General features: G+C 56.6%; 19 protein-coding genes and 1 pseudogene. 12 read left to right on the forward strand and 8 right to left on the reverse strand.

The window, feature by feature from the left end:
- Nucleotides 1-210: 210 nt before the first annotated feature.
- A complete protein-coding gene (locus CA948_RS14220) occupies nucleotides 211-1404 on the forward strand; it encodes an amino acid aminotransferase (RefSeq protein WP_094198097.1) in 1194 nt (397 codons plus the stop codon).
- A 337-nt stretch (nucleotides 1405-1741) separates the two neighbouring features.
- Here CA948_RS14220 and CA948_RS14225 read toward each other — a convergent pair whose 3' ends face one another.
- Nucleotides 1742-2692 carry a LysR substrate-binding domain-containing protein gene (locus CA948_RS14225; protein WP_108728346.1) on the reverse strand — a complete coding sequence of 317 codons (951 nt, stop codon included), beginning with the start codon at nucleotides 2690-2692 and terminating at the stop codon, nucleotides 1742-1744.
- Between the two features lie 279 nt (nucleotides 2693-2971).
- On the opposite strand from CA948_RS14225, the gene CA948_RS14230 reads away from it, so the two are divergent.
- Both CA948_RS14230 and CA948_RS14235 read left to right on the forward strand, forming a co-directional pair.
- Nucleotides 2972-4015, forward strand: a complete 1044-nt coding sequence (locus CA948_RS14230) for an aromatic ring-hydroxylating dioxygenase subunit alpha (RefSeq protein WP_108728347.1) — start codon at nucleotides 2972-2974, stop codon at nucleotides 4013-4015.
- A gap of 5 nt (nucleotides 4016-4020) precedes the next feature.
- Nucleotides 4021-5214, forward strand: a complete 1194-nt coding sequence (locus tag CA948_RS14235) for an FAD-binding oxidoreductase (RefSeq protein WP_108728348.1) — start codon at nucleotides 4021-4023, stop codon at nucleotides 5212-5214.
- A gap of 296 nt (nucleotides 5215-5510) precedes the next feature.
- Here the strand turns inward: CA948_RS14235 and gcvA are convergent, their stop codons facing one another.
- A complete protein-coding gene (gcvA, locus tag CA948_RS14240) occupies nucleotides 5511-6395 on the reverse strand; it encodes a transcriptional regulator GcvA (protein ID WP_108728349.1) in 885 nt (294 codons plus the stop codon).
- Nucleotides 6396-6539: 144 nt separating this feature from the next.
- On the opposite strand from gcvA, the gene CA948_RS14245 reads away from it, so the two are divergent.
- From CA948_RS14245 to CA948_RS14255, 3 genes are read left to right on the forward strand one after another with little or no spacing between them, the layout of a single operon-like run.
- Nucleotides 6540-7163, forward strand: a complete 624-nt coding sequence (locus CA948_RS14245; RefSeq protein WP_108728775.1) for a glutathione S-transferase family protein — start codon at nucleotides 6540-6542, stop codon at nucleotides 7161-7163.
- 12 nt (nucleotides 7164-7175) lie between these two features.
- Nucleotides 7176-8207 carry an LLM class oxidoreductase gene (locus CA948_RS14250; protein WP_108728350.1) on the forward strand — a complete coding sequence of 344 codons (1032 nt, stop codon included), beginning with the start codon at nucleotides 7176-7178 and terminating at the stop codon, nucleotides 8205-8207.
- A gap of 18 nt (nucleotides 8208-8225) precedes the next feature.
- Nucleotides 8226-8726, forward strand: coding sequence for a GNAT family N-acetyltransferase (locus CA948_RS14255; protein ID WP_108728351.1), 501 nt, complete (start codon nucleotides 8226-8228; stop codon nucleotides 8724-8726).
- Nucleotides 8727-8991: 265 nt separating this feature from the next.
- Here CA948_RS14255 and cml read toward each other — a convergent pair whose 3' ends face one another.
- Together cml and CA948_RS14265 are read right to left on the reverse strand one after the other, a co-directional pair.
- Nucleotides 8992-10191, reverse strand: coding sequence for a CmlA/FloR family chloramphenicol efflux MFS transporter (gene cml / locus CA948_RS14260; protein WP_108728352.1), 1200 nt, complete (start codon nucleotides 10189-10191; stop codon nucleotides 8992-8994).
- 309 nt (nucleotides 10192-10500) lie between these two features.
- Nucleotides 10501-10941, reverse strand: coding sequence for a helix-turn-helix domain-containing protein (locus tag CA948_RS14265; protein WP_108728353.1), 441 nt, complete (start codon nucleotides 10939-10941; stop codon nucleotides 10501-10503).
- Nucleotides 10942-11021: 80 nt separating this feature from the next.
- Here CA948_RS14265 and CA948_RS14270 point away from each other — a divergent pair, with 80 nt between their 5' ends.
- Nucleotides 11022-11513, forward strand: a complete 492-nt coding sequence (locus CA948_RS14270; protein ID WP_108728354.1) for a DUF2938 domain-containing protein — start codon at nucleotides 11022-11024, stop codon at nucleotides 11511-11513.
- Between the two features lie 256 nt (nucleotides 11514-11769).
- On the opposite strand, the gene CA948_RS14275 is transcribed toward CA948_RS14270, so the two are convergent.
- Nucleotides 11770-12324, reverse strand: a complete 555-nt coding sequence (locus CA948_RS14275) for a GNAT family N-acetyltransferase (RefSeq protein ID WP_108728355.1) — start codon at nucleotides 12322-12324, stop codon at nucleotides 11770-11772.
- A 132-nt stretch (nucleotides 12325-12456) separates the two neighbouring features.
- On the opposite strand from CA948_RS14275, the gene CA948_RS14280 reads away from it, so the two are divergent.
- Complete coding sequence (locus tag CA948_RS14280) at nucleotides 12457-13320, forward strand: AraC family transcriptional regulator (RefSeq protein WP_108728356.1); 864 nt, start codon at nucleotides 12457-12459, stop codon at nucleotides 13318-13320.
- A 161-nt stretch (nucleotides 13321-13481) separates the two neighbouring features.
- Here CA948_RS14280 and hutC read toward each other — a convergent pair whose 3' ends face one another.
- Complete coding sequence (gene hutC, locus CA948_RS14285; protein WP_094198084.1) at nucleotides 13482-14213, reverse strand: histidine utilization repressor; 732 nt, start codon at nucleotides 14211-14213, stop codon at nucleotides 13482-13484.
- A gap of 285 nt (nucleotides 14214-14498) precedes the next feature.
- Here hutC and hutU point away from each other — a divergent pair, with 285 nt between their 5' ends.
- From hutU to CA948_RS14305, 4 genes and pseudogenes are all read left to right on the forward strand, one after another.
- Entirely contained in the window at nucleotides 14499-16214 is a 1716-nt protein-coding gene (gene hutU / locus CA948_RS14290; protein WP_108728357.1) for a urocanate hydratase, read from the forward strand.
- Between the two features lie 18 nt (nucleotides 16215-16232).
- On the forward strand, nucleotides 16233-17768 hold the full coding sequence (gene hutH, locus CA948_RS14295) for a histidine ammonia-lyase (protein ID WP_108728358.1): 1536 nt from the start codon (nucleotides 16233-16235) through the stop codon (nucleotides 17766-17768).
- Nucleotides 17769-18231: 463 nt separating this feature from the next.
- Nucleotides 18232-18612, forward strand: a pseudogene (locus CA948_RS14300) (type II toxin-antitoxin system RelE/ParE family toxin); the annotation flags it as partial.
- Nucleotides 18599-18901 carry a helix-turn-helix domain-containing protein gene (locus CA948_RS14305; protein ID WP_108728360.1) on the forward strand — a complete coding sequence of 101 codons (303 nt, stop codon included), beginning with the start codon at nucleotides 18599-18601 and terminating at the stop codon, nucleotides 18899-18901. The pseudogene CA948_RS14300 and the gene CA948_RS14305, both read left to right, overlap by 14 nt.
- 10 nt (nucleotides 18902-18911) lie before the next feature.
- On the opposite strand, the gene CA948_RS14310 is transcribed toward CA948_RS14305, so the two are convergent.
- Both CA948_RS14310 and hutI read right to left on the reverse strand, forming a co-directional pair.
- Nucleotides 18912-20333 (reverse strand): formimidoylglutamate deiminase, encoded by a 1422-nt coding sequence (locus CA948_RS14310; protein WP_108728361.1) that lies wholly within the window; start codon nucleotides 20331-20333, stop codon nucleotides 18912-18914.
- Nucleotides 20330-21559, reverse strand: coding sequence for an imidazolonepropionase (hutI, locus tag CA948_RS14315; protein WP_108728362.1), 1230 nt, complete (start codon nucleotides 21557-21559; stop codon nucleotides 20330-20332). Before hutI ends, CA948_RS14310 begins: the two co-directional genes overlap by 4 nt.
- Between the last annotated feature and the right edge of the window lie 2 nt (nucleotides 21560-21561).

A 21561-nucleotide genomic window follows, 5' to 3' on the forward strand; every position in this document is an offset into this window, starting at 1 on the left:
TGCACCGACTAGACAAGAACAGGTGCGGTGCCGAACCAAGGGGGGACAAGTCTGATGACGCATTCACGCATCGCTCGCGTGCCCATGTGCTGCAAAAAAAATCCCCAAGATATTGGCTAAAGTAGGCCCAAGGTATAAGGTCAATGCTTATTTGAATAGACCGTCGACCAGACCGGGCGGCCCACAACCGTAATTTTTCAAGGAACAAGCATGTTTGAGCATTTGCAGGCCTATGGTGGCGATCCGATTTTCCGTTTGAACGAGGCATTTCACGCCGATCCGCGCGACCGCAAGGTCAACCTGACCATTGGTTTGTATTACGACGAGCAAGGCCGTCTGCCTTTGCTGGATGTGGCTCGCCGCGCTGAAGAGCAATGGGCAGCCAAGGGCCAACCCCGAGGCTACCTGCCTATCGAAGGCTTGGCTTCGTACCGCAGCGCCGTGCAAAAACTGGTTTTTGGTGCCGACAGTAAAGTGCTGCAAGAAGGTCGTGTGGCGACCATCCAGACACTGGGTGGTTCGGGTGCCTTGAAAGTGGGTGGCGACTTCCTGCACGAAGCCTACCCCAATAGCGAAATGTGGATCAGCGATCCAGCCTGGGATAACCATCACTCCATTTTCCGTGGATCGGGCATTCCTACCCACACTTACCGCTACTACGATCCCGCCACTCGCGGTCTGGATTTCACCGGCCTGATGGAAGATATTTCCGTCCTGCCCGAGTACAGCATTGTCCTGCTGCACCCCTGCTGCCATAACCCCACCGGGGCTGATCTGAGCGACGAGCAGTGGCTGCAACTGATTCCTGTGCTGCAGCAGCGCAAGCTGATACCTTTCCTGGACATGGCTTACCAGGGTTTTGGTCGTAGCCTGGATGAAGATGCCTTTGCCGTGCGCGCCATGGTCGATGCAGGACTGACTTTCCTGCTGGCCAACTCTTTCTCCAAGAATTTCTCCTACTACTCCGAGCGCTGCGGCGGCTTGTCGGTGGTGTGCAAGAGCGCGGACGAAGCTGACCGCGTTTTGGGCCAGCTTAAAGCCGTGGTGCGTCGCATCTACTCCAACCCGCCCTCGCACGGTGGACAGGCTATTGCCTCGGTCTTGTCGGATGAGTCTTTGCTGGCCGAATGGGCGGCAGACGTGGAAACCATGCGTCAGCGTATTGCTGCCATGCGCAAGCATGTACACGATCGCCTGAAAGAGCTGGCTCCCCAGTACGACAGCAGCTATTTTGTCAAACAGCAAGGTATGTTCTGCTACACCGGCCTGACCAAAGAGCAGATTCAGAAACTGCGTGATGATTTTGGCGTGTATGTGCTGGAGTCGGGCCGCATCAGCGTGCCAGGTCTGAACCAGTCCAACGTGGATTACTTCGCGGAGTCGCTGGCTGCCGTCGTGGCCTAAGACGCTGAAGTTTCTTCAGCAGGATTAAAGAGCGTGTTGATGGCCCCTTCGGGGGCGGTAAACACGCTTTTTTGTTGATGCTAGAAATGCATCCGCAGTTGCGTTTATCGGGCGGTAGAAGCCGCTTATATGTACTTGTCTGATCCAGGCGCTCGACTTGTTTTGCTCACCTGGCTGAGTGCTGGAAACTGAACTAAAAGTGGAACGGTGTAGAGCTAAGCCATCGAACAGCCCTGCGCTTATATAGCTGAAGCACTCAATGGTTTAGTGCTTGGTCACGGCCAGGCCAGCAGGTCTATCGGCAATCTGGCTGTATTTCGTCGTACTGCGACATTGCTCAGGCTAATGCTTGCAGCAACAGCTCCTGATTGATCTGCTCCTGTTGTCGTGCCTGGTTCAATAAATAGCGATGAAAATCCTGGCTATGAGGTGACTCAAACGCACCCGCCCGTCGGGTCAGTACATAAGGCCAGGGCAGGGGCAAGGAATGGGAGAAGGGCAGAATTAACTGCCCGCTGCGCACTTCTTTTTCTATCATCGAGCATTGCGCTAATACAAACCCCTGGCCTGCCACGGCGGACTCCAGCGCCATATGCGACAGGGAAAAAACACGGAAGCGATCCAGGGGCGTATTGCCTATGTCTATAGCCAAAGACTCAAACCAGTCGCGCCAGGATGGGGGCGAGGTAAAGCGTGGCTGCCAGTCCGAGGACAGCAAGGGATAGTTCAATAGGTCACGGGGATGTCGCAAGGCGGCTTGCCCTTGCAGCAGGGTCGGGCTGCAGGCGGGAACGACACGGTCTGTATAAAGCTCGGTAAAGCTGCGGGGGCGGGCGGCGGCCTGACCGTAGGTGATCCGAAAGTCGATTTGTTCGGCTTCCAGGTCCGGCTCGGCATGGCTGCCTTTCAGGTGCAGGGTCAGCTCCGGGTCGTACTGCTCCTGCCATTGAAACGCCAGCGGGGCCATCCAGGTTTTAAGCATGGAGGGCAAAGCGCTGATGGACAGCAGGCTGGTGTTGCGCGAACGCTCCATTTCTTGCTGGCCGTCGCGCAACAGCTCAAACGCCTGAGTACAGATTTCATGAAAACGCACCCCCGCCGCCGTCAGCCGCAAGCGTTTGCCTTCTTTGTAGGTCAGGCTACAGCCCAGCCTGTCCTCCAGCAGGCGCAATTGCTGGCTGATGGCACCGGGAGTAATTTTCAGGCGACGGGCAGCCTCTTGCAGGCTTTGACTGTGGCCCAGAGTTTCAAAGACTTGCAACGCGCGTAAGGGAGGCAAGGTATCCATGGTGCTTAGACCCCGTCCAGAAAAGTCATTTAACTTTAGAAATTCTAAACGATATGGATAGTAGGCTGAATTTAATTGCGATTATGATGAGCAAGAACGTAAGCGCAAGTCTCGCCACGGCTGGCGAGCTCAAGCGGGGCCAGATTGATACGGTGCTCTAGGTGTTCCCGCACAGTGGCGCAGAAGCCCTGGCCAGCAGGTCGGAGCGCTTCAAAGACAAGAGAGCATGAATGGGCTCGTTCAGCCTTCATGCACCGCATTCAGAGTTGGGGGTAAATCATGTTTGTACGCAATGCCTGGTATGTAGGCGCATTGGCTACGCAGCTCGGTCGCAGCTTGCTGCCCGTGCGTATGCTTAGCGAAAACCTGGTGCTGTATCGCCGTGAAGACGGCCAGCCAGTCGCTCTGGAAGATTCCTGTCCACACCGCCGTCTGCCTTTGTCCAAAGGCCGTTTGATTGGCGACCAGGTGGAATGCGGCTATCACGGCCTGACGTTTGATTGCAGCGGCTCCTGTACCAAAGCGCCCGGTGTGGCGCAAATCCCTAAAAGTGCGGTGGTGCGCAGCTACCCCTGTACGGAGCGTTTTGGTCTGGTCTGGGTTTGGATGGGTGACCCTGAATTGGCTGATCCGTCCAAACTGATCGACATCCCCGAGTGGGACAATCCCGAGTGGGGTGTGAACCGTGGCGATGCCATGGAGCTGGACTGTAATTACCTGTACGTCACCGACAATTTGCTGGACCCGTCGCACGTGTCCTGGGTCCACCAAAGCTCCTTTGGTAGCCCTGACATCATCGGCCTGCCCTTGACCGTCAAGGTTGAGGACCATGGCGTGACGGTCTCGCGCTGGTCCAAAAATGTGGAAGTTGCACCGTTTTACAAGCAGTTTGTGAAATTTGAAGGCAATTGCGACCGTAAGCAGCAATACGAAGTGCGTTTCCCATCGCTGGCCGTGATCAAGGCTATCTTCCTGCCCGCCGGTGCCGCCACCGAAGAGCCCAGCGAGTACCACCAGGACGTTTTCCTGATGGACTCCTATAACTTTCTGACACCTATCGACGAAGAACACACCCGCTACTTCTGGTTCCAACTGCGTAATTTCAGCCCGGATGACGAGGCCGTTTCCAAGATTTTCAACGAAGACGTGCGCCACGCCTTCCTGGAAGACAAAGTGGTTCTGGAAGAAGTGCATAAGGCCCTGAAAGAGCGTCCTGCCGCTTTGGATTTGCCCTTGGATTCCGGCCCCTTGCGTTTCCGTCGCAAGATCAGCCAGATGATTCAGGCCGAGCAAGCCGTTACCAGCGAGACCACGACGGCTTGAGCGTGATGAATACGACTGCATCGCCTGCGCCCACCGAGAACACGGCCAGCCGCCGTTTCCGGGCCTATCGCGTACTGGAAAAGCAGCGCGAAAGTGACGTGATTACTTCATTTGTCCTGGAGCCGGTGGACGGTGTTGTGCCGTCTTATCAGCCGGGCCAGTATCTGGTGTTTCGCCTGGAGATTGACGGGCAAACCGTGTTGCGCAACTACAGCGTGTCGGGGGACCCCGACTGCACGGATCGACTGCGCATTTCCGTCAAGCACGAGAAGGCCCCAGCAGGGTTAAGCGTGGCTGATGGTTTGGCCTCCTCCTATCTGCACCAACAGGTGCAGCCGGGCGATGTGCTGAGCGCGGCCGGACCGATGGGCGAGTTTGTGCTGGATGAAAGCAGCCAGCGGCCTGTGGTGCTGCTTAGCGGTGGCGTGGGCCAAACCCCTTTGCTGGCTATGTTGCATCGTTTGCTTAAACACAGTCAGCGTAAGGTGTCTGTGATCCATGCCTGTGATAACAGCACGGTGCATGCCTTTGCGGATGAAATTCGCGAACTGGCCGCACAACGCGAGGGTGTGCAACTTTACTTCTGCTATCGCAACCCGACTGAAGATGATGAACAAGCCGGTTTGCACCATGTGGCGGGACTGATTACACGTGAGCAGTTGCAGCATTGGCTGCCACTGGATGATTACGAGTTTTACCTGTGTGGGCCCAGTGCCTTCATGCAGAGCAATTACGGTGTGCTGCGTAGCCTGGGTGTGGCGCGAGAGCGCATTCACTATGAGTTTTTTGGTCCGGCGACGGTGCTGGAAAACACCTTGGCCGGTGATGTTGCGGCCAGCGTTGTTCAGCCAGAGGTAGGGTCTGACGTGCTTGGCAGTGCGACTGCAAGTGCGTCAGAGCCGGAGTCGCCCGCCGTCGTGGATGAAACTGCCACGGATGCCACGCAGACCGTGACGTTTCTGCCCGATGGCCGTCAGGCTCAATGGCATGAAGACTGCCCTTCCTTGCTGGATCTGGCTGAAGAAACGGGCTTGAGCCCGGACTTCAATTGCCGTGCGGGTCTGTGTAATACCTGCATGTGTGCCCTGGTATCGGGCGAGGTCGATTATTTTGAAGAGCCTCTGGATCCGGTGCCAGAGGGCAAAGTCTTGTTGTGCTGTTCCCGTCCCCGTGGCCCGGTGGCCGTGGAATTGCCCTAAGCGTTTTTCAATTGCTTGTTGAGGTTTGCCCCGTCCTGTTGGGACGGGGTTTTTTTTCAAAAAAAATCATATGCTTCCTTGTTGGAAGTCAGGCTGATTTTCGATGTCTGGAGCAGGGTGCGTGATATCGGGGCTGTTGAAGTGGTGGTGTTACATAGGCTGGATGGGGAAGCGATCATGCGCTGTTTTATTTTCTCTTCTGCTCTGAGATAGCAGTCATTGTTACCACCACCATCACAACAACTACTACAGCCGCAGCAGCCGCAGCCGCAGCGGGAAGAAGCCTGGCAACCTTGCTATAGCTGTGCCTGTTCAATGATCCAATCACTAAAGGCACGGACCTCTGCTCTTTGCGTCGTACCGGGCAAGGTTACCAGGTAGTAGGCAAAGCGGGCTGGCCAGGGCTTGTCCAGCACTTGCACCAAGCGGCCTGCGGCGATTTCATCTTGCGCATACTCCTGCGGTATCAAGGCTAGTCCCAGGCCCGCAATCGCACCGCGAATCAGCAAGTAATCATCCTCGAAAGCCGTGCCGCGATCGGCGCGCGCATCGTCCTTTACCCCGTGGGCAGACAGCCAAAGTGCCCAGTCGGCCCGATCGGTATCCTGCAGCAATGGCCATGCCAGGCAATCCGCCGGTTCCTGAATGGCTGGCTTGTCTTTCAGCAAGGCGGGGCTGGCTACAGGCAGCAAGACAGGGGCCATCAAGGGCTCGGCCTGCAAGCCGGGATACACGCCCAAGCCGTGGCGAATGGCGATATCGACGTTGTCGCGGCGCAGGTCCACCAGCGTGGGGGAGGCCTCCACACGGATTTCGATATCAGGATGCTGTTGCTTGAAGTCGGCCAGCCGGGGAATCAGCCAGGAAGCGGCAAAGGAAGGCACGGTACTGATTGTCAGTGTCTTGCGCTGCTTGGTGGCGTCTAGCGTGTGCATGGCCTGTTCGATCTGGTCAAACGCCGTCAGCAGGACAGGGTAGACCTGTTCACCTGCTTCGCTCAGGCTCATTTTGTGGTGGCTGCGCACGAACAGTGTGACGCCCAAGCGATCTTCTAGCAGCCGGATTTGCTGGCTGACTGCGCCCGAGGTCACGCCCAGTGCCTGGGCGGCCAGCTTGATGCTGCCGTGGCGTCCGACTTCGGTAAAGGCGCGCAGAGCCTGCAAAGGAAAGACAGGATTCATAGTTTAGTTTATCTAAATCTCTAAAGCAGATTTAATCGTTTTTCTTTGTCTGTATAGCTTGGGAGAATGGGATTCTGAATCGTTTTTAAAGTTTAGCTTATCTATATGCAAAAGAAGAGCGAACTTGCCGTTTGGGAGCACACCATGATTGATCTGTACACCGATAGTTCGCCTAACGGCTTTAAGGCAACCATCGCCCTGGAAGAACTGGCGCTACCGTATCGCCTGCATCATGTGCGTATTGATGCGAATGAGCATAAGCAGCCGCAGTTTCTGGCCTTGAATCCGCATGGACGTATCCCGGTGATGAAGGACCATGAAACGGGCATTGTCCTGTTCGAGTCTGCCGCGATCTTGTTGTATTTGGCAGAGAAAACCGGCCAATTGCTTTCAAACGATCCCCAGCAACGCTGGGAAACGATCAAATGGCTGCAATTTCATTCCTCCAGCGTGGGGCCGATTCTGGGCCAGCGCGTGCACTTCGAGCTGTTCGCCCAAGAGAAGATTCCGGCCGCTATCGAGCGCTACCGCCGTCTGGTGAATGATCTGTTCACCGTGCTGGATACACGTCTGGCAGACCATCCTTATCTGGCAGGACAGGACTACTCCATTGCCGACATTGCGCATTTTGGCTGGACGCATATTGCGCGAATTATCGACTTTGATTTCAGTCAGTACCCGCACATGAGCGCCTGGCATGAACGCGTGGCCCAGCGCCCAGCCGTTCGTAAAGGCATCACCTTGCCTGAACCTGCTACCGGCGCTTGAGGAGAAAACATCATGACGATTGAAACAAGCCAGACTCAAGGCTCATCTTTCCCTGCCTTTGCCACTCATCCTGGTTATAGCCGCATGTTTGCGCCGGGTTGTCTGACCATGGGTATCTTTCTGCCCCTGCGTTTTTATCAAGGCGATATGAGTGTGCTGGCTGGGCAGGCGGCGCTGGTAGAGGAGATAGACCGCCAGGATTTTGCGGCGGTGTGGGTACGTGACGTGCCTTTGTATGACCCCAGCTTCGGGGATGCGGGGCAAGTGTTCGACCCCTTTACCTATCTGGCTTTTTTGGCTGCTCGCACCAAGCGGGTGGCCTTGGCCACGGGCAGTACGATTTTCTCCTTGCGTCACCCGATCGACCTGGCCAAATCCGCCTTCACCATTGACCAGTTATCGGGCGGACGCCTGGTGTTGGGTATTGCTTCCGGGGACAGGCCCGTGGAGTTTCCCGCCTATGGCGTGGAGCGAGCCGAACGGGCAGAGCGTTTCGCGCAGGCTGTCAGCTACTTCCGTCAGTTAACTCAAGCGGGGCAATTGAATATCGACTCTCCGCTAGGCCGCTTTGATACGGCAGAGCTGCTACCCAAGCCCGTGCATGGTTCCATTCCTTTGATTGTCACCAGTTCCTCGGGACAGTCGCCCGAATGGATTGCAGAACACGCCGATGGTTGGTTGACCTACCCGGAAGCGACTCATACGCCGCTGGGCCCGCAAAAGCTGGCTGCGAAAATTCGGGCCTGGCGCGCTCGGATTCCAGATGGCGGCTTTCGTCCGCATATGACCAACGAGTGGCTGGATTTGGTGGACGACCCTGATTATCCACGCACCCCTTTGCGCGGTGGCTTTACACTGCGTACCGGGCGCAAGGGGCTGATTACCTTGTTGGAGGAATGGCAGGCAGCGGGTGTGAATCATGCCGCTTTGGGTATTCAGTTTTCGCAGCGACCGGCGGCGGAAATTGTCCAGGAGCTGGCTGAATATGTGCTGCCGCATTTTGCCTCTCACCAGGAGCAGCCAGCCCTTGCAACAGCTTGGTAGCGACAGGGGAATACAAGCATGACTAGCAGTGCAGAACAGCCCGGAGCCGATGGTATTCAGATCCGGGATTTGCAGCCGCAAGACCGGGCTGCCTGGGAGCGGCTGTATCGGCAGTATGCCGAGTTTTACAAAGAACCCATGAACGAAAATATCTTGGCTCGGACCTGGTCCTGGCTGCTGGATGCGCGGCATCCTTTGCAGGGCAAGGTGGCAACGACGGCGGATGGTGCGTTGCTGGGCCTGGCGCATTACCGTCCTTTCCCGGAGCCTTTGTTGGGCAAAGAAGCAGGCTTTCTGGATGACTTGTTTGTATCTCCTGAACAGCGAGGCAGCGGACTGGGCCGTCGTTTGATTGAGGCCGTCGCCCAAGCCGGTAAGGAGCAAGGCTGGCCGTTTCTGCGCTGGATCACGGCGGCTGACAATGCCCAGGCGCGGAGGCTGTACGATGGTCTGGCTCAGGCAACAGCGTGGGTGACGTATGACTTGAATCTGGAGAAGGCTGGCGATACACAGAACTGAGAGTGTCTGTTCTGCTCGATGGTGAGCGTGATGGTTTGTCGCGCAAGTCTTTTGCGGGCTATTTCGCTAGAAGAAACCCGACGACTTGCAGACTTAATGTCCGTAATCCCAGCCCTAAGAACACATAAGGACTGGGATTACGGACATGGGTACGCTTGATTGCCTTATTGTCCGCCATAGCTCGCTCCTGGAATTATTTATGAAAAGTGAAGACGGGTGATCCAAATGAAGGGAAGACTTATCGAAAGCCTTCCCTTTTTTATCTTCAAACTTCGCGTTTGACTCTTGCCTCCAGCAGCATCAAAGCCAGTAAAACCACACTGCTCATTCCTAGTCCAAAGACCACCAGCGGCCAAACCGTATCCCCATTTAGCAGGGTCACTGCCAACGTACCGATCACGCTAACGATCAGGCTTTCCACGCAAAAGTAGATCGCCACGGCGGAACCGGCCACGTCGTTGAATTGAGCCAAGGCGCCATTGGCGGTGACGGATACGGTCATCACAATGCCAATGGCGGCCAGCCACATGGGCAGGATAAAGCTGGCAAAGGAGGGATCCAGCCAGCGTTGTCCGGCTGCCAGTAGCAGGACGGCAAGGGCGATCAAGCCCATGCCGCGTTTCAGGCTCCCGGCTGTGCCCCAGCGAGCAACAAAGGTTTTGGACAGGCGGGTGGTGGCAATCATCACCAGGGCAACACTGGCAAAGGCCAGGCTAAAGCCCATTTCCGAATAGCCCGCTTGTCCGATCAAGACTCGTGGCGCGGTCGAGAAGTAGACAAAAAATGTTCCCATCCCGGTAGAGAAGCCCAGGGTGTAGACCCAAAAGGCCGGGCTTTTGAGTACGGCCAGTGCGGACTGTTGTGAATGTATTGGTTTGGCAGGTCGCGTTTCTGGCCATTTGAGCAGTGCATGGATCCAGGCCAGCAGTCCTATGCCAGCCAAACTCAGGAAGATGGCCTGCCACCCACCCGCACGGGCAATCAAAGCACCGGCAATCGGCCCCAAGGCGGGGACAAAAGCCAGGATGGAGCTGAACAGGCTATAGATCACTACTCCTTCAGGGCGATCGGCATAGACATCGCGCACTGTGGCAAACAAGGCCACAAGGGTGGCCGAAGCCCCCAGTGCTTGCAGCACCCGAAAACCCACAAAAGCCCAGGCGGAGCTGGACAGGGCGGCGGCTGTTGAAGCCAGCACGAACAGGGCGGCCCCTGTCAGCAAAACAGGCCGTCGGCCTATGCGATCCGACAGGGGGCCAAAGATCAGTTGCCCGGTACCCAATAGCAGCATGTACAGGCTAAGGGTCAGCTGGATAACGGCTGGGGTCGTGCCTAGAAGCGCTGGCATGGCCGGGACGACAGGCAGGTAAATATCCATCCCCAGGGAGGCGAGGATGTCGAAGGGCGCCATCAGCAGCAAGGCGGCTGGCAGCGTAAAAGCCCAGGAAGAGCGTGAGGAAGACATAACAAAATTACCACTCGAAAAAGAAATCGGGCGGCGTCTGTTTGTTATCAATCAGCGGGATTGGAAGTACAGAACGCCGCAACAAGACAAGAGCTTGTTGCGGCTTATTCAGTTGCTGACTTAGTGCTCGTCATGTAGACGGCTCCTCACTTAAATAATTTGCTGGGGGGTGTTGGCGAAATGCGGTACGTGTACCGGTCAGCGCAATCCCCAAGAGGGTATATGGCCTTGTTGCGGCAGTTGCCCATTATAGGGGGAGGTTTTTATGGCTTTGAAGCTTCAACCCAGTATGGCTGTTGCGTTTGTGTCCTATCCGGTTTTGGCAAGACGCACTGCCTCGCTGGAGTTGCCGGTCTTGTTCTTCTTCACCCGGATGGCGGCAGCTTTCAGCAAGCGCTGGAATGTCGGGCATTGCGTATGGTTGGCGGCGGGGCAGTGGGCAGCGTGGCGCAAGCCTTCGCTCATGGCTTTCAGGCGCTTGATGGTGGCATCCAGTTGATCGGCCTTGGACAGCAGCAATTGCCTGTCTACCTGCGGAGCCCCATCGGGAGGCAGCATGGCCCGTATTTCTTCCAGCGATAAACCACCCGCTTGCCCCAGGGCAATCAAGGCCAGTTGATCCAGCACTTGTGGTGTAAAACGGCGTCGTTCACCGGGGGCGCTGACTGCGCTGATCAGGCCCTCCTTCTCGTAATAACGCACGGTGGAGGAGGGCAAGCCGGTATGTTTGGCGACTTCTGAAATATCCATCGTGTACCTATTGACTTGAAGTTGACTTCAACTTCTATGATCACTCAAAACAAGGTGCTTATCAACGGAAAGGATTGCCAATGTTATCGATCAATGAGTGGGTGCAGGTGATGCTGATTGGGGTCGGAGCCACTATTTTCATGGACATTTGGGGCTTGATTCAAAAGGCGATGGGCGTTGCTACGCTGAACTACGCCATGGTGGGCCGCTGGGCCGGACATTTGCTGCGTGGCCAGATTACGCACAGCCATATCGGCAAGGCTGAACCGATTGCGGGGGAGTCTGCCCTGGGCTGGTTCATTCACTATGCCGTGGGCATTGTTTTCGCCTTTTTGCTGGTCGCGGTCTATGGCACCGCATGGCTGCAAGATCCCCGCTGGCTGCCCGCCGTCATGGTGGGCACGGTGACGGTCGTGATGCCCTTTTTTGTGATGCAGCCTGCCATGGGTGCCGGAGTGGCTGCATCGCGTACCCCTACGCCTTGGATCAATCGTTTGCGCAGCGTGCTGACACACGCAATTTTTGGTCTGGGCATGTACTTTGCGGCCTTGCTGACCAAGCACGTGGCCTAAGGCAATGTAATTTGTTGGGACATCTGTCATGAGTAGCCTGAAAACCACTGGAACCATCCCGTCTGGCGTCTATCTGCTTGCCCTGAGCCTGTTTGCCATGGGCAGTGCCGAGTTTCTGATGGGTGGCATCCTGGGCTGAATGCTTGCAGTCACGCTTGGGCCTGACATTAAGCATCGAAGAAGCCCAGGAGCTGTTCTTGTGTGTGAGTCAGTCCCAGGATGCCGCTTCCAACTGACCGGAGGATGATGGCTGGGATTAGGCCGGTTGTTTGGGCAAGGCCCGCCATTGCTGGACCGTAATACGGCTGATGTGTTCAGTCCGATAGTCCTGCAAAAACGGGTTGTACTTGTTTTCCTCGGTGTGATGATGGCGAAAGCCACACTTGGCTTGCGCAATTTGCGATTGGGTATTGTTGGCAAAGTAGCCGCACCACAGTGCTTTCAGCTTCAGTGTTTCAAAAGCGTGTCGCATCACTTCGCGCACGGCCTCGGGGATCAAGCCTTGCCCCCAGTAAGGGACGCCAATCCAATAGGCAATTTCGCCTTCTTCTGCACTGATCTCGACGTTGCTGTTCTTGCCGATCAGGATGCCAATACAACCGACGGCGCGGCCAATGTCCTTGTGTACGACGGCATACACTTCGGGCATATTGAAAACGGTGCGGATAATTTCGGCACTTTCCTCAACGCTGGTATGAACCGGCCAACCTGCAATCGGGCCGACTCGTTCATCTTTGGCGTATTCGTACAAATCCTCGGCGTCGCTGTCCTGCCAGGGGCGTAAAATAAGTCTTTCTGTTTGAAGTTTCATTTTGTTTACTCACGGTCAAGCAGCAAACAGAATAGAAGCTGGCGGGTTTGACGAACAGAGCGGGACCTTGGCAGTTTCGGTACTTTTAGAAAGTCTTGCCTGTTGTTAGCCAGTCAAGGACAGTTCAGCCCCATGCATCACATTCCACAATTATTCAGCGCCCAAGACGGCTGCCTGACGGGCGAGACAACGCTGTCCGAAGGCGTGGGCATGCCTTTGTCTTTTGGTCATGCCTATATGACCTTGATGATCTGCCTGTCGGGTCGCGCCCTGGTCAGCCTGAACTTCAAGGATCAGGTCGTACGTACCCATGATGTGCTGGTGCTGGCCGAAGATACGATGACCTTGCTGAAACGACGCTCGCAAGGCTTCAAGGTGTTTTTCCTGTTGATGCCCAAGAACCTGGCGTCAGAAGTGGCTTATCCGCTGCCCAATTCCCTGTTTGTGTTCCTGCACGACAATCCCTTGTGTGTGCCCCTGCAAAAGGATCGGGCTTTGCTGGCCGCATGGCTGGTGCAACTGCGCCAGATTGTGCAGGCCCGAGGGCGGTATCAACACATCATGCTGCGTAATCAGCTGCAGAACTTCTTTCTGCGTATTGCCGAGCAGATTCCGTCCGAATACCAGGGTAGCCAGTCGTTCAGCCGCAAGGAAATGATCAGTTGGCGTTTCTGGGAGCTGGTAGGCCAGCAATGTCGAAAGCACAGAGAGGTGAAGTTTTATGCGGATGCGCTCAATATCACGCCGTTTTACCTCTCCCAACTGAGCAAAGAGTTCTTCAACGACAGCCCCAAGGTCTTGATCGACAGACAGGTGGTTCTGGAGATCAAGGCGCTGCTTTCCTACAGTCAGTTGGCAATCGGGCAGATTGCCGATCAGTTGAGTTTTGAGGATCCCTCGTATCTATGCCGTTACTTCAAGCGTCACACAGGCTTGTCGTTGACCCGCTATCGCCAGCATGAGCAGGCCCGTTCCGGTGTGGTGGCAATAGGCTGATAGAGGGACGGTGGGGGTTGCAAGTGATCAGCTCAAGGGCGGGTCGTGCCTGGTCAATACGATAAGAAAATGGCGATGTTGTATGGCTCAGGAAGGCGAGACGCCTGTCCGCCTGATCGATGCGTTTGGGAGTCAAACTCCAGGCGGAGCAGGTTTACAGCCTACATTTTGCCGGTGAATTTATAGCGGTCGCCAGGGTGCCACAGTCTTGCGTGAGTCGTGAACTGCTCGCTGGAGAAGGTGCGGCGGTCCATCACCAAACAGGGCTGCTGCTCTTTCATGTGTAGGGCTTGTGCGATTCTGGCGGGAGGCACCAGCACTTCAATGCTGTAAAAGCCGGTCGGCAAGGGGGCAACCCGCAGCAGATACTCGTTAGGCGTGATCTGGCTCCAATCCTGCTCCATGTAATCTGGGGCCATGTGCGCATCCACCAGACGATCTTCATATTGGATGGGCAAGCCATTTTCTGCATGAACAATAATGGAATGAAACAGGGCTGAGCCCGGTGCAATGCCATACAAGCGCGCTTGAGCCGGGCTGGCCTGCAGCCGCTCTACGCTCAGCACCTGACAGCTATGTTGGTGGCCGCGCTCCCGTATGTCCTGCGCGATGCTGCGTATCTCGATCAAGGTGGACTGGAATTTGGGCTGCGCCACATAGGTGCCCGAGCCTTTGATGCGGACCAGCAACTTGTCGGTGGTCAGTTCACGTAGAGCGCGGTTGACCGTCATGCGTGACACACCAAACTGCTCGCATAAAGCCAGTTCGGTGGGAATCAGATCGCCTTCGCGCCATTGGCCGGATTGGATTTTTTCCAGCACAAAATTTTTGATTTGCAGGTAGGCGGGTAACGCCGATTCGGAGGGCGTATTGCTCGTCTGGGGGGCATCCATTCTTATGCTTTCCTGTAGGACGTGTCCACACTCAAAAGGGCCTCGCGCAGACCAGACTTAAGGTCGTGAACTGGGCAGTGAGTGAAGCCATGCTCACGGTCATGAGCTTATGCAAGACTCTGCTTGGTATATGTATAGACAACTTGAAAAAATGACTATACATTGACGTGAGCTTACAAGAAAACCGTTGTTTTGTCGGCGCCTGGGCCTGCCATCAGTGTGTGGAGCAGCCTGCCAGATAGAACCAGCGCGTATCCAGAGACACCTCAGACGGAGGACATTACCATGCCAGATCATCACACTTCGGCGGCCCGCCAAGATCCTCGTTTCGATCCTGCGCGGCAGATTCATGCCCCCACGGGGACACAGCTTAGTTGCAAAAACTGGGTGGCGGAAGCCGCATACCGCATGATTCAGAACAATCTGGATCCAGCCGTGGCCGAGAATCCGCAACATCTGGTGGTATACGGCGGCATTGGGCGTGCAGCCCGGAACTGGGAGTGCTACGACCAGATTCTGGCCAGCTTGCGCGAACTGGAGGATGACCAGACCTTGCTGATTCAGTCCGGCAAGCCGGTGGGCGTATTTCGTACGCATAGCGATGCACCGCGTGTGTTGCTGGCCAACTCGAATCTGGTGCCCAAATGGGCCACGTGGGAAAAGTTTCACGCGCTGGATCAGGCCGGTTTGTTCATGTACGGACAGATGACGGCAGGTAGCTGGATCTACATTGGCAGCCAGGGCATTGTGCAAGGCACCTACGAGACGTTTGCCGAGGCAGGCCGTCAGCATTTTGGTGGTTCGCTGGCCGGGCGCTGGATTCTGACCGCTGGCCTGGGAGGCATGGGCGGTGCGCAGCCCTTGGCCGCGACCTTTGCTGGAGCGGTATCGCTGACGATTGAATGCAAGCAAAGCCGTATCGACTTCCGTTTGCAGACTCGTTATTTGGATAAGCAGGCGCGGGATCTGGACCATGCGCTGGAGCTGATTGCTCAGCACACGGCCGCCAAGGAGGCCGTGTCGATTGGCTTACTGGGCAATGCGGCTGACGTGCTGCCTGAGCTGGTGCGACGCGCCCAAGCCGGTGGTTTGAAACCTGATCTGGTCACAGACCAGACCTCCGCCCACGATTTGCTCAATGGCTATTTGCCTTCGGGTTGGACGGTGGAGCAGTGGCAGGCGGCGCAGCAAGATCCCGCTCAACATGCTCGTATTCAGCAAGCGGCTGCCAAGTCTTGCGTGGTCCATGTGCAGGCCATGCTGGATTTCCAGCAAATGGGTATTCCGGTTGTGGACTACGGCAATAACATTCGCCAAGTCGCGTTTGATGAAGGCGTGGCCAATGCCTTTGACTTTCCCGGTTTTGTGCCCGCCTATATTCGCCCCTTGTTTTGTGAGGGCAAAGGCCCATTCCGCTGGGTGGCCTTGTCGGGCGACCCGGAAGACATCTACAAAACCGATCAAAAAATCAAAGAGCTGTTTCCGGACAATCAGCACGTGCATCGCTGGCTGGACATGGCGCAGGAACGCATTGCTTTCCAGGGCCTGCCTGCACGAATTTGCTGGCTGGGGCTGGGCGAGCGTCATCGCGCCGGTCTGGCCTTTAATGAAATGGTGCGTAACGGTGAGTTGAAAGCGCCAATTGTGATTGGTCGTGACCACCTCGATACCGGCTCGGTGGCTAGCCCCAATCGCGAAACTGAAAGCATGCGTGATGGCACGGATGCCGTGTCGGACTGGCCTTTGCTCAATGCCTTGTTGAATACCGCAGGCGGGGCGAGTTGGGTTTCGCTGCACCACGGGGGCGGGGTGGGTATGGGCTACAGCCAGCACGCGGGTATGGTAATTGTGGCCGACGGTAGCGAGCAGGCGGCGGCCCGTCTGGAGCGGGTCTTGATTAACGATTGCGCCAGTGGTGTGATGCGTCATGCGGATGCAGGCTACGAGCTGGCGATTCAAACGGCCAAGAGTTTCGGGCTGACATTGCCCATGATCAAGTAAGAACAACAGGACAGATAAATGAGCAAGCGTATCGAACTTTCGCCCGGCGCACTGACCTTGGCACAACTGCGCCAAATCTGGCAGGAACCGACTGTTCTGACTCTGCCGCCAGAGGCGATCGGGGCCATGGATGCGTCCTCGGCCATTGTGGCCAAGATTATCCGTGAAGGTAATCCCGCCTATGGCATCAATACCGGTTTTGGCAAATTGGCCCAGCAACGCATTCCCGACCACGATCTGGAGCAGTTGCAAAAAAACCTGATTTTGTCGCACTCCGTGGGAGTGGGTGAGCCGGTGTCCGATGCGGTTGCGCGCTTGATCATGGCTATGAAAATCGCCAGTCTGGCACGGGGATTTTCGGGTATTCGCTCGCATGTGGTCACGACCTTGCTGGATATTCTGAATGCGGGCGTGGTGCCGTTCATTCCGTCCAAAGGTTCTGTAGGCGCATCGGGTGATTTGGCACCCTTGTCGCACATGACCTTGACGCTGATCGGGGAAGGGCAAGCCAAGTGGCAGGGTGAATGGATGCCGGCCCAGCAGGCTTTGGCCAAGGCGGGTATCACACCGATTGTGTTGGCCGCCAAGGAAGGGCTGGCGCTGATCAATGGCACGCAAGTGTCTACGGCCCTGGCGCTGAACGGCCTGTTCCGCGCCCAGACCTTGTTCCGCAATGCGATTCTGGCCGGTGCCTTAAGCGTGGACGCCGCCAAAGGCAGTGATGCGCCTTTTGATGCGCGTATCCATGGGGTGCGTGGGCAGCCAGGACAGATTTACGCGGCCCGCCTGTATCGGGAGTTACTGGCCGGCAGCCAGATTCGTCAGTCGCACCGGGACAATGACAACAAGGTGCAGGACCCCTACAGCTTGCGTTGCCAGCCCCAGGTCATGGGCGCGATTCAGGATCTGATCACGCAAAACGAACGTACCTTGCTGACCGAAGCCAATGCCGTCACGGATAACCCACTGGTGTTCCCCGGTAAGGATGGCGAGCCGGATCAGGTGCTTTCAGGCGGCAACTTCCATGCCGAGCCGGTCGCGTTTGCCGCCGATGGTTTGGCTCTGGCCATTGCTGAAATGGGGGCCTTGGCAGAGCGTCGAGTCGCCTTGCTGATTGATGCCAGCATCTCCGGACTGCCTCCGTTCCTGGTGCCGTCCGCAGGCCTGAATTCGGGCTTCATGATTGCCCATGTGACGGCGGCGGCTTTGGCCTCGGAAAACAAGTCGCTGGCCCATCCCGCCAGTGTGGATAGCTTGCCGACTTCGGCGAATCAGGAAGATCACGTCAGCATGGCAACCTTTGCGGCGCGCAGGCTGGAAGACATGGCACAGAACACGGCTGCGATTGTGGCAATTGAATTGTTGTGTGCGGCACAGGGCATTGATTTTCATGCGCCTTTGCTGACTTCGGCGCGTTTGAAGAAGGTGCAGGATGCGATTCGTCAGGCCGTTCCTTTCTACGATCAGGACCGTTATCTGGCTCCCGATATCGAGGCCCTGAAAGCCTTGGTGCTGGACGAAAGCTTGGCAGCGACGGCGGCGGATCTGTTTTAGTTTTCATGAAGTACTGCTGATTGTTTTTGTCTCCACGAACTTGTCCCTGGCCTGGATCACCAAGCCGGGGATTTTTTTGTCGCCGGGCCGCCCCAAGACAAAAAGCTCCCCCTCGGGGGCAGCAAGCCGAAGGCGTAGCGTGGGGGGGGGCTTCACGACGACTCCAGCATTGCATTTCGCTGGACTACACCCTGCCGGCACAAGTCCACGCTGAATGCTACGGCTGCTGCTGCGTCCCATACGTAGGCAGGCACGGTATCCGCTATTGAGCGATGACCTGTATTGCCAACTGAGGTGTGCCAATCAAGATGGATATAAAGCTCACAAGTCACATGGCTGTGGCGATGGGTATGCGCTATGTTCATAACGAGGCGTGGAATGTGGCTGAGCGGGTGGTGAATCGGTTGTTCCACGGCGAGAGATTGATAAGTGTATCCGATACGGGTATAGTTTGGGGGTCGATATGACGTGCGTTCTCAAGCGCAAAGACTTTGCACGATGGCAGGCGGCCGAGAAGCTGCCCGATATTGCCTTGTGCAAGGCAGTTCAGGAGATGGAAAGCGGTTTGATCGATGTGGACTTGGGGGGCGCCTTATACAAGAAGCGGGTAGCTCGCCCTGGTGGTGGCAAAAGCGGCGGCTATCGCAGCTTGCTTTCGGCCAGAATAGGTAGCCGTTATGTGTTCTTGCATGGGTTCTCCAAGAGCGACAAGGGGAACATCACGCAGGATGAGAAGAAAGCGCTGCAATTTGTCGGTAAGGTGTTCTTGGGTTTGTCCCCTGAAGCCTTGTTTAATGCATTGCAGGCTGACGTGTTATTGGAGGTGCATTGTGAGCAAGATCATCGAATCGCTACGCGGCGACCTGACGGCGCTCCAGGAGGCAGGAGCGATTGGCAAGGTGACGATGCGCGAGTTTGACGCGATTTGTCCGCCGCCAGTTCGGGAGTTCGATGCAGCCGACATCAAGCGGCTGCGAGAAGGCTTGAAGTTCAGCCAACCGGTATTTGCGCTTTATTTGCATACCACGGCATCGACCATACGCAAGTGGGAGCAAGGAGAAACCCATCCTACCGGCCCGGCGCTCAAGTTGCTGAACATCATTGCCGACAAGGGCTTACAGGCCATTATCTGATTTTTTGTATCTAAGCCTTGTTCAGTAGACTACTCAGCGTTTCTTGATAGGCGGCAAAGGCCGCTTCTTCCTGCGGATGATGGCCCTCTGTCACATAGGCCTTACCACTGACGAATACATCACGAATCGGGTTGGCGTGGGCGCGTTCGGAAAAGACCAGAGCTGACAGCCAATGTTGACTGTCCAGCCCCGCCAGACTGGAGTGTTCCAGATCAATCACCATTAAATCCGCCTGATGGCCGGGGCTGAGTTGCCCGCTGGCTCGTCCGGATGCTTGTGCGCCGCCGCGCGTGCAGGTCTCAAACACGTAGTCCGCCACAAAAGGCTGTTGGGGTGAAGTCAGCACATTGCGTTGCTGGCTGATTAATCGTTGACCATATTCCAGCAAGCGTAGCTCGGCGCGCCAGTCCACGCAGATATGGCTGTCCGAGCCTATACCCATATGACCATGCTCGGCCAGAAAGGCGGCGGCGGGGAACAGGCCATCGCCCAGATTGGCTTCGGTGGTCAGGCACAAGCCGGCTACGGCACCGCTGCGGGCAATTTGCTTGCGCTCTTGCTCGTCGATATGAGTGGCGTGGACCAGACACCAGCGTTCGTCCACGTTGAAGTTGTCATACAGATAGGCCACCGGGCTGCAGCCTTTGACGTCCTGGCAGGCCAGCACTTCGGCCATTTGCTCGGCAATGTGGATGTGAATCGGGTGGCGTGATGGCAGGCTGTGCAGGCCGTCGATCAGGGTATTGATGGAAGCAATATTGGTGGCGCGCAGGGAGTGGGGCGCAATACCGTAACGCCGGTCGGCATTCAACGGGTGGCTGGTGTGCAAGGACTCCAGCAGGTACAGCAACTGTGTGGGGCTATTCAAAAAGCGTTGTTGATCCTGGCGGGGAGCCTGACTGCCGAAATTGCTGTACTGATACAGCACGGGCAGCAGGGTAATGGCCAGTCCGCTGGCGCTGGCCGCTTCCATGACGCCTTGGGCCAGCAGACTTATGGGCGCGTAATTCTGGCCGTCGCGCTGGTGGTGCAGGTAGTGGAATTCGCACACGCTGGTGTAGCCTGCTTTTAGCATCTGTATATAGAGCCAATGGGCAATGGCCTGCATGTGCTCGGGTTCCAGACGGGCGGCGAAGCGGTACATCAGGTCACGCCAGCTCCAGAAACTGTCCTGGCCTTGTCCCCGGAATTCAGTCAGCCCGCTCATGGCGCTTTGAAAAGCGTGTGAATGCAGATTGGGCATGCCCGGCAGTGCGGCGCCCAGTGCCTTATATACGGAGCCTGCGGTGTCTATGTCTTGTTGGTTGGCTTCGGGGAGAACATGCGTCAGCGTACCGTCCCGGTCCCAGCGCAGCAGTACATTGGCTTGCCATTGGCTGTCCAGATAGGCCCAGGGGGCCCAGAGCGCATCATAGTGCCGCAGAATAGTCATGGTGATTCCTTACGCAGGTCACGGCTGATGATTCCTTGGTACACGACCAGGGCACAGCGTGGCAGGCCCATCCAGTAGACCAGCTCGGGCAGGGAGTCTATATCCCAGGCAACAAAGTCGGCGCGGGCCCCGATACTCAATTCACCGCTGATATTCGGGGCACCCAGGGCTTTGGCAGCATGGCGGGTGACACCTGCCAGGGCCTCAGGGACTGTCAGCTTGAAAAGCGTGCTGCCCATGTTCAGCATCAATAATAGGGAAGCACAGGGGGAGGTACCGGGGTTGCTGTCGGTGGACAGGGCCATGGGCACGCCGTGTTTACGTAGCAATCCGATAGGGGGCAACTGAGTTTCACGCAGGAAGTAGTAGGCACCGGGCAGGAGTACGGCCACGGTTCCTGCTTGTTTCATGGCGATGACACCGGCCTCATCCAGATATTCCAGATGATCGGTAGACAGGGCGTGGTAGCGTGCTGCCATTTCTGTACCGCCCAGGTTGGAGAGCTGTTCGGCGTGCATTTTGACGGGCAGGCCCAGGTCTTGGGCTGCTTTCAGGACGCGCTCGGACTGCTTCAAATCAAAGGCAATGCGCTCGCAAAAGACGTCAACCGCATCGATCAGTCCTTCTTGTGCCAGCGTGGGCAGCATGTGATCGCACACCAGATCCAGATAGGCATCGGTTTGCCCGGCAAATTCAGGGGGCAGGGCATGGGCCCCTAAAAAGGTGGTACGTACGGTTACCGGACGCAACTCACCCAGACGACGGGCCACACGCAGCATCTTGCGCTCGCTCTCCAGATTCAGGCCGTAGCCGGATTTGATTTCGATCGCGGTGACGCCTTCGTCCAGCAAAGCATCCAGACGACGCAGGGCCTGGGCCAGCAGTTCGTCCTCGCTCAAGGAGCGGGTGGCGTTAACGGAGGACACAATGCCCCCGCCCTGACGGGCGATGTCTTCATAGGAGGCCCCTGCCAGCCGCAAGGCAAATTCCTGGGCGCGGTTATCGCCGTAAACCAGATGAGTGTGGCAATCGATCAGGCCTGGAGTGACCCAGCGGTTTCCCAGCCTGTGTTCTTCTGTGGCTTGCTGCCACTGTGCGGGCAGAGCATGGCGCGGGCCCATCCAGGCGATACGGCCTGCCTGTTCGACCAGGCAGGCATCTTCAATGACTTGCTCGGGGTCGGCGTTGGGGGCCAAGCGTAAATCAGTCCAAAGTGTGTAGCGCATGG

Origin of the sequence: Alcaligenes aquatilis, assembly GCF_003076515.1 — a bacterium.
GTDB lineage: Bacteria > Pseudomonadota > Gammaproteobacteria > Burkholderiales > Burkholderiaceae_B > Alcaligenes > Alcaligenes aquatilis.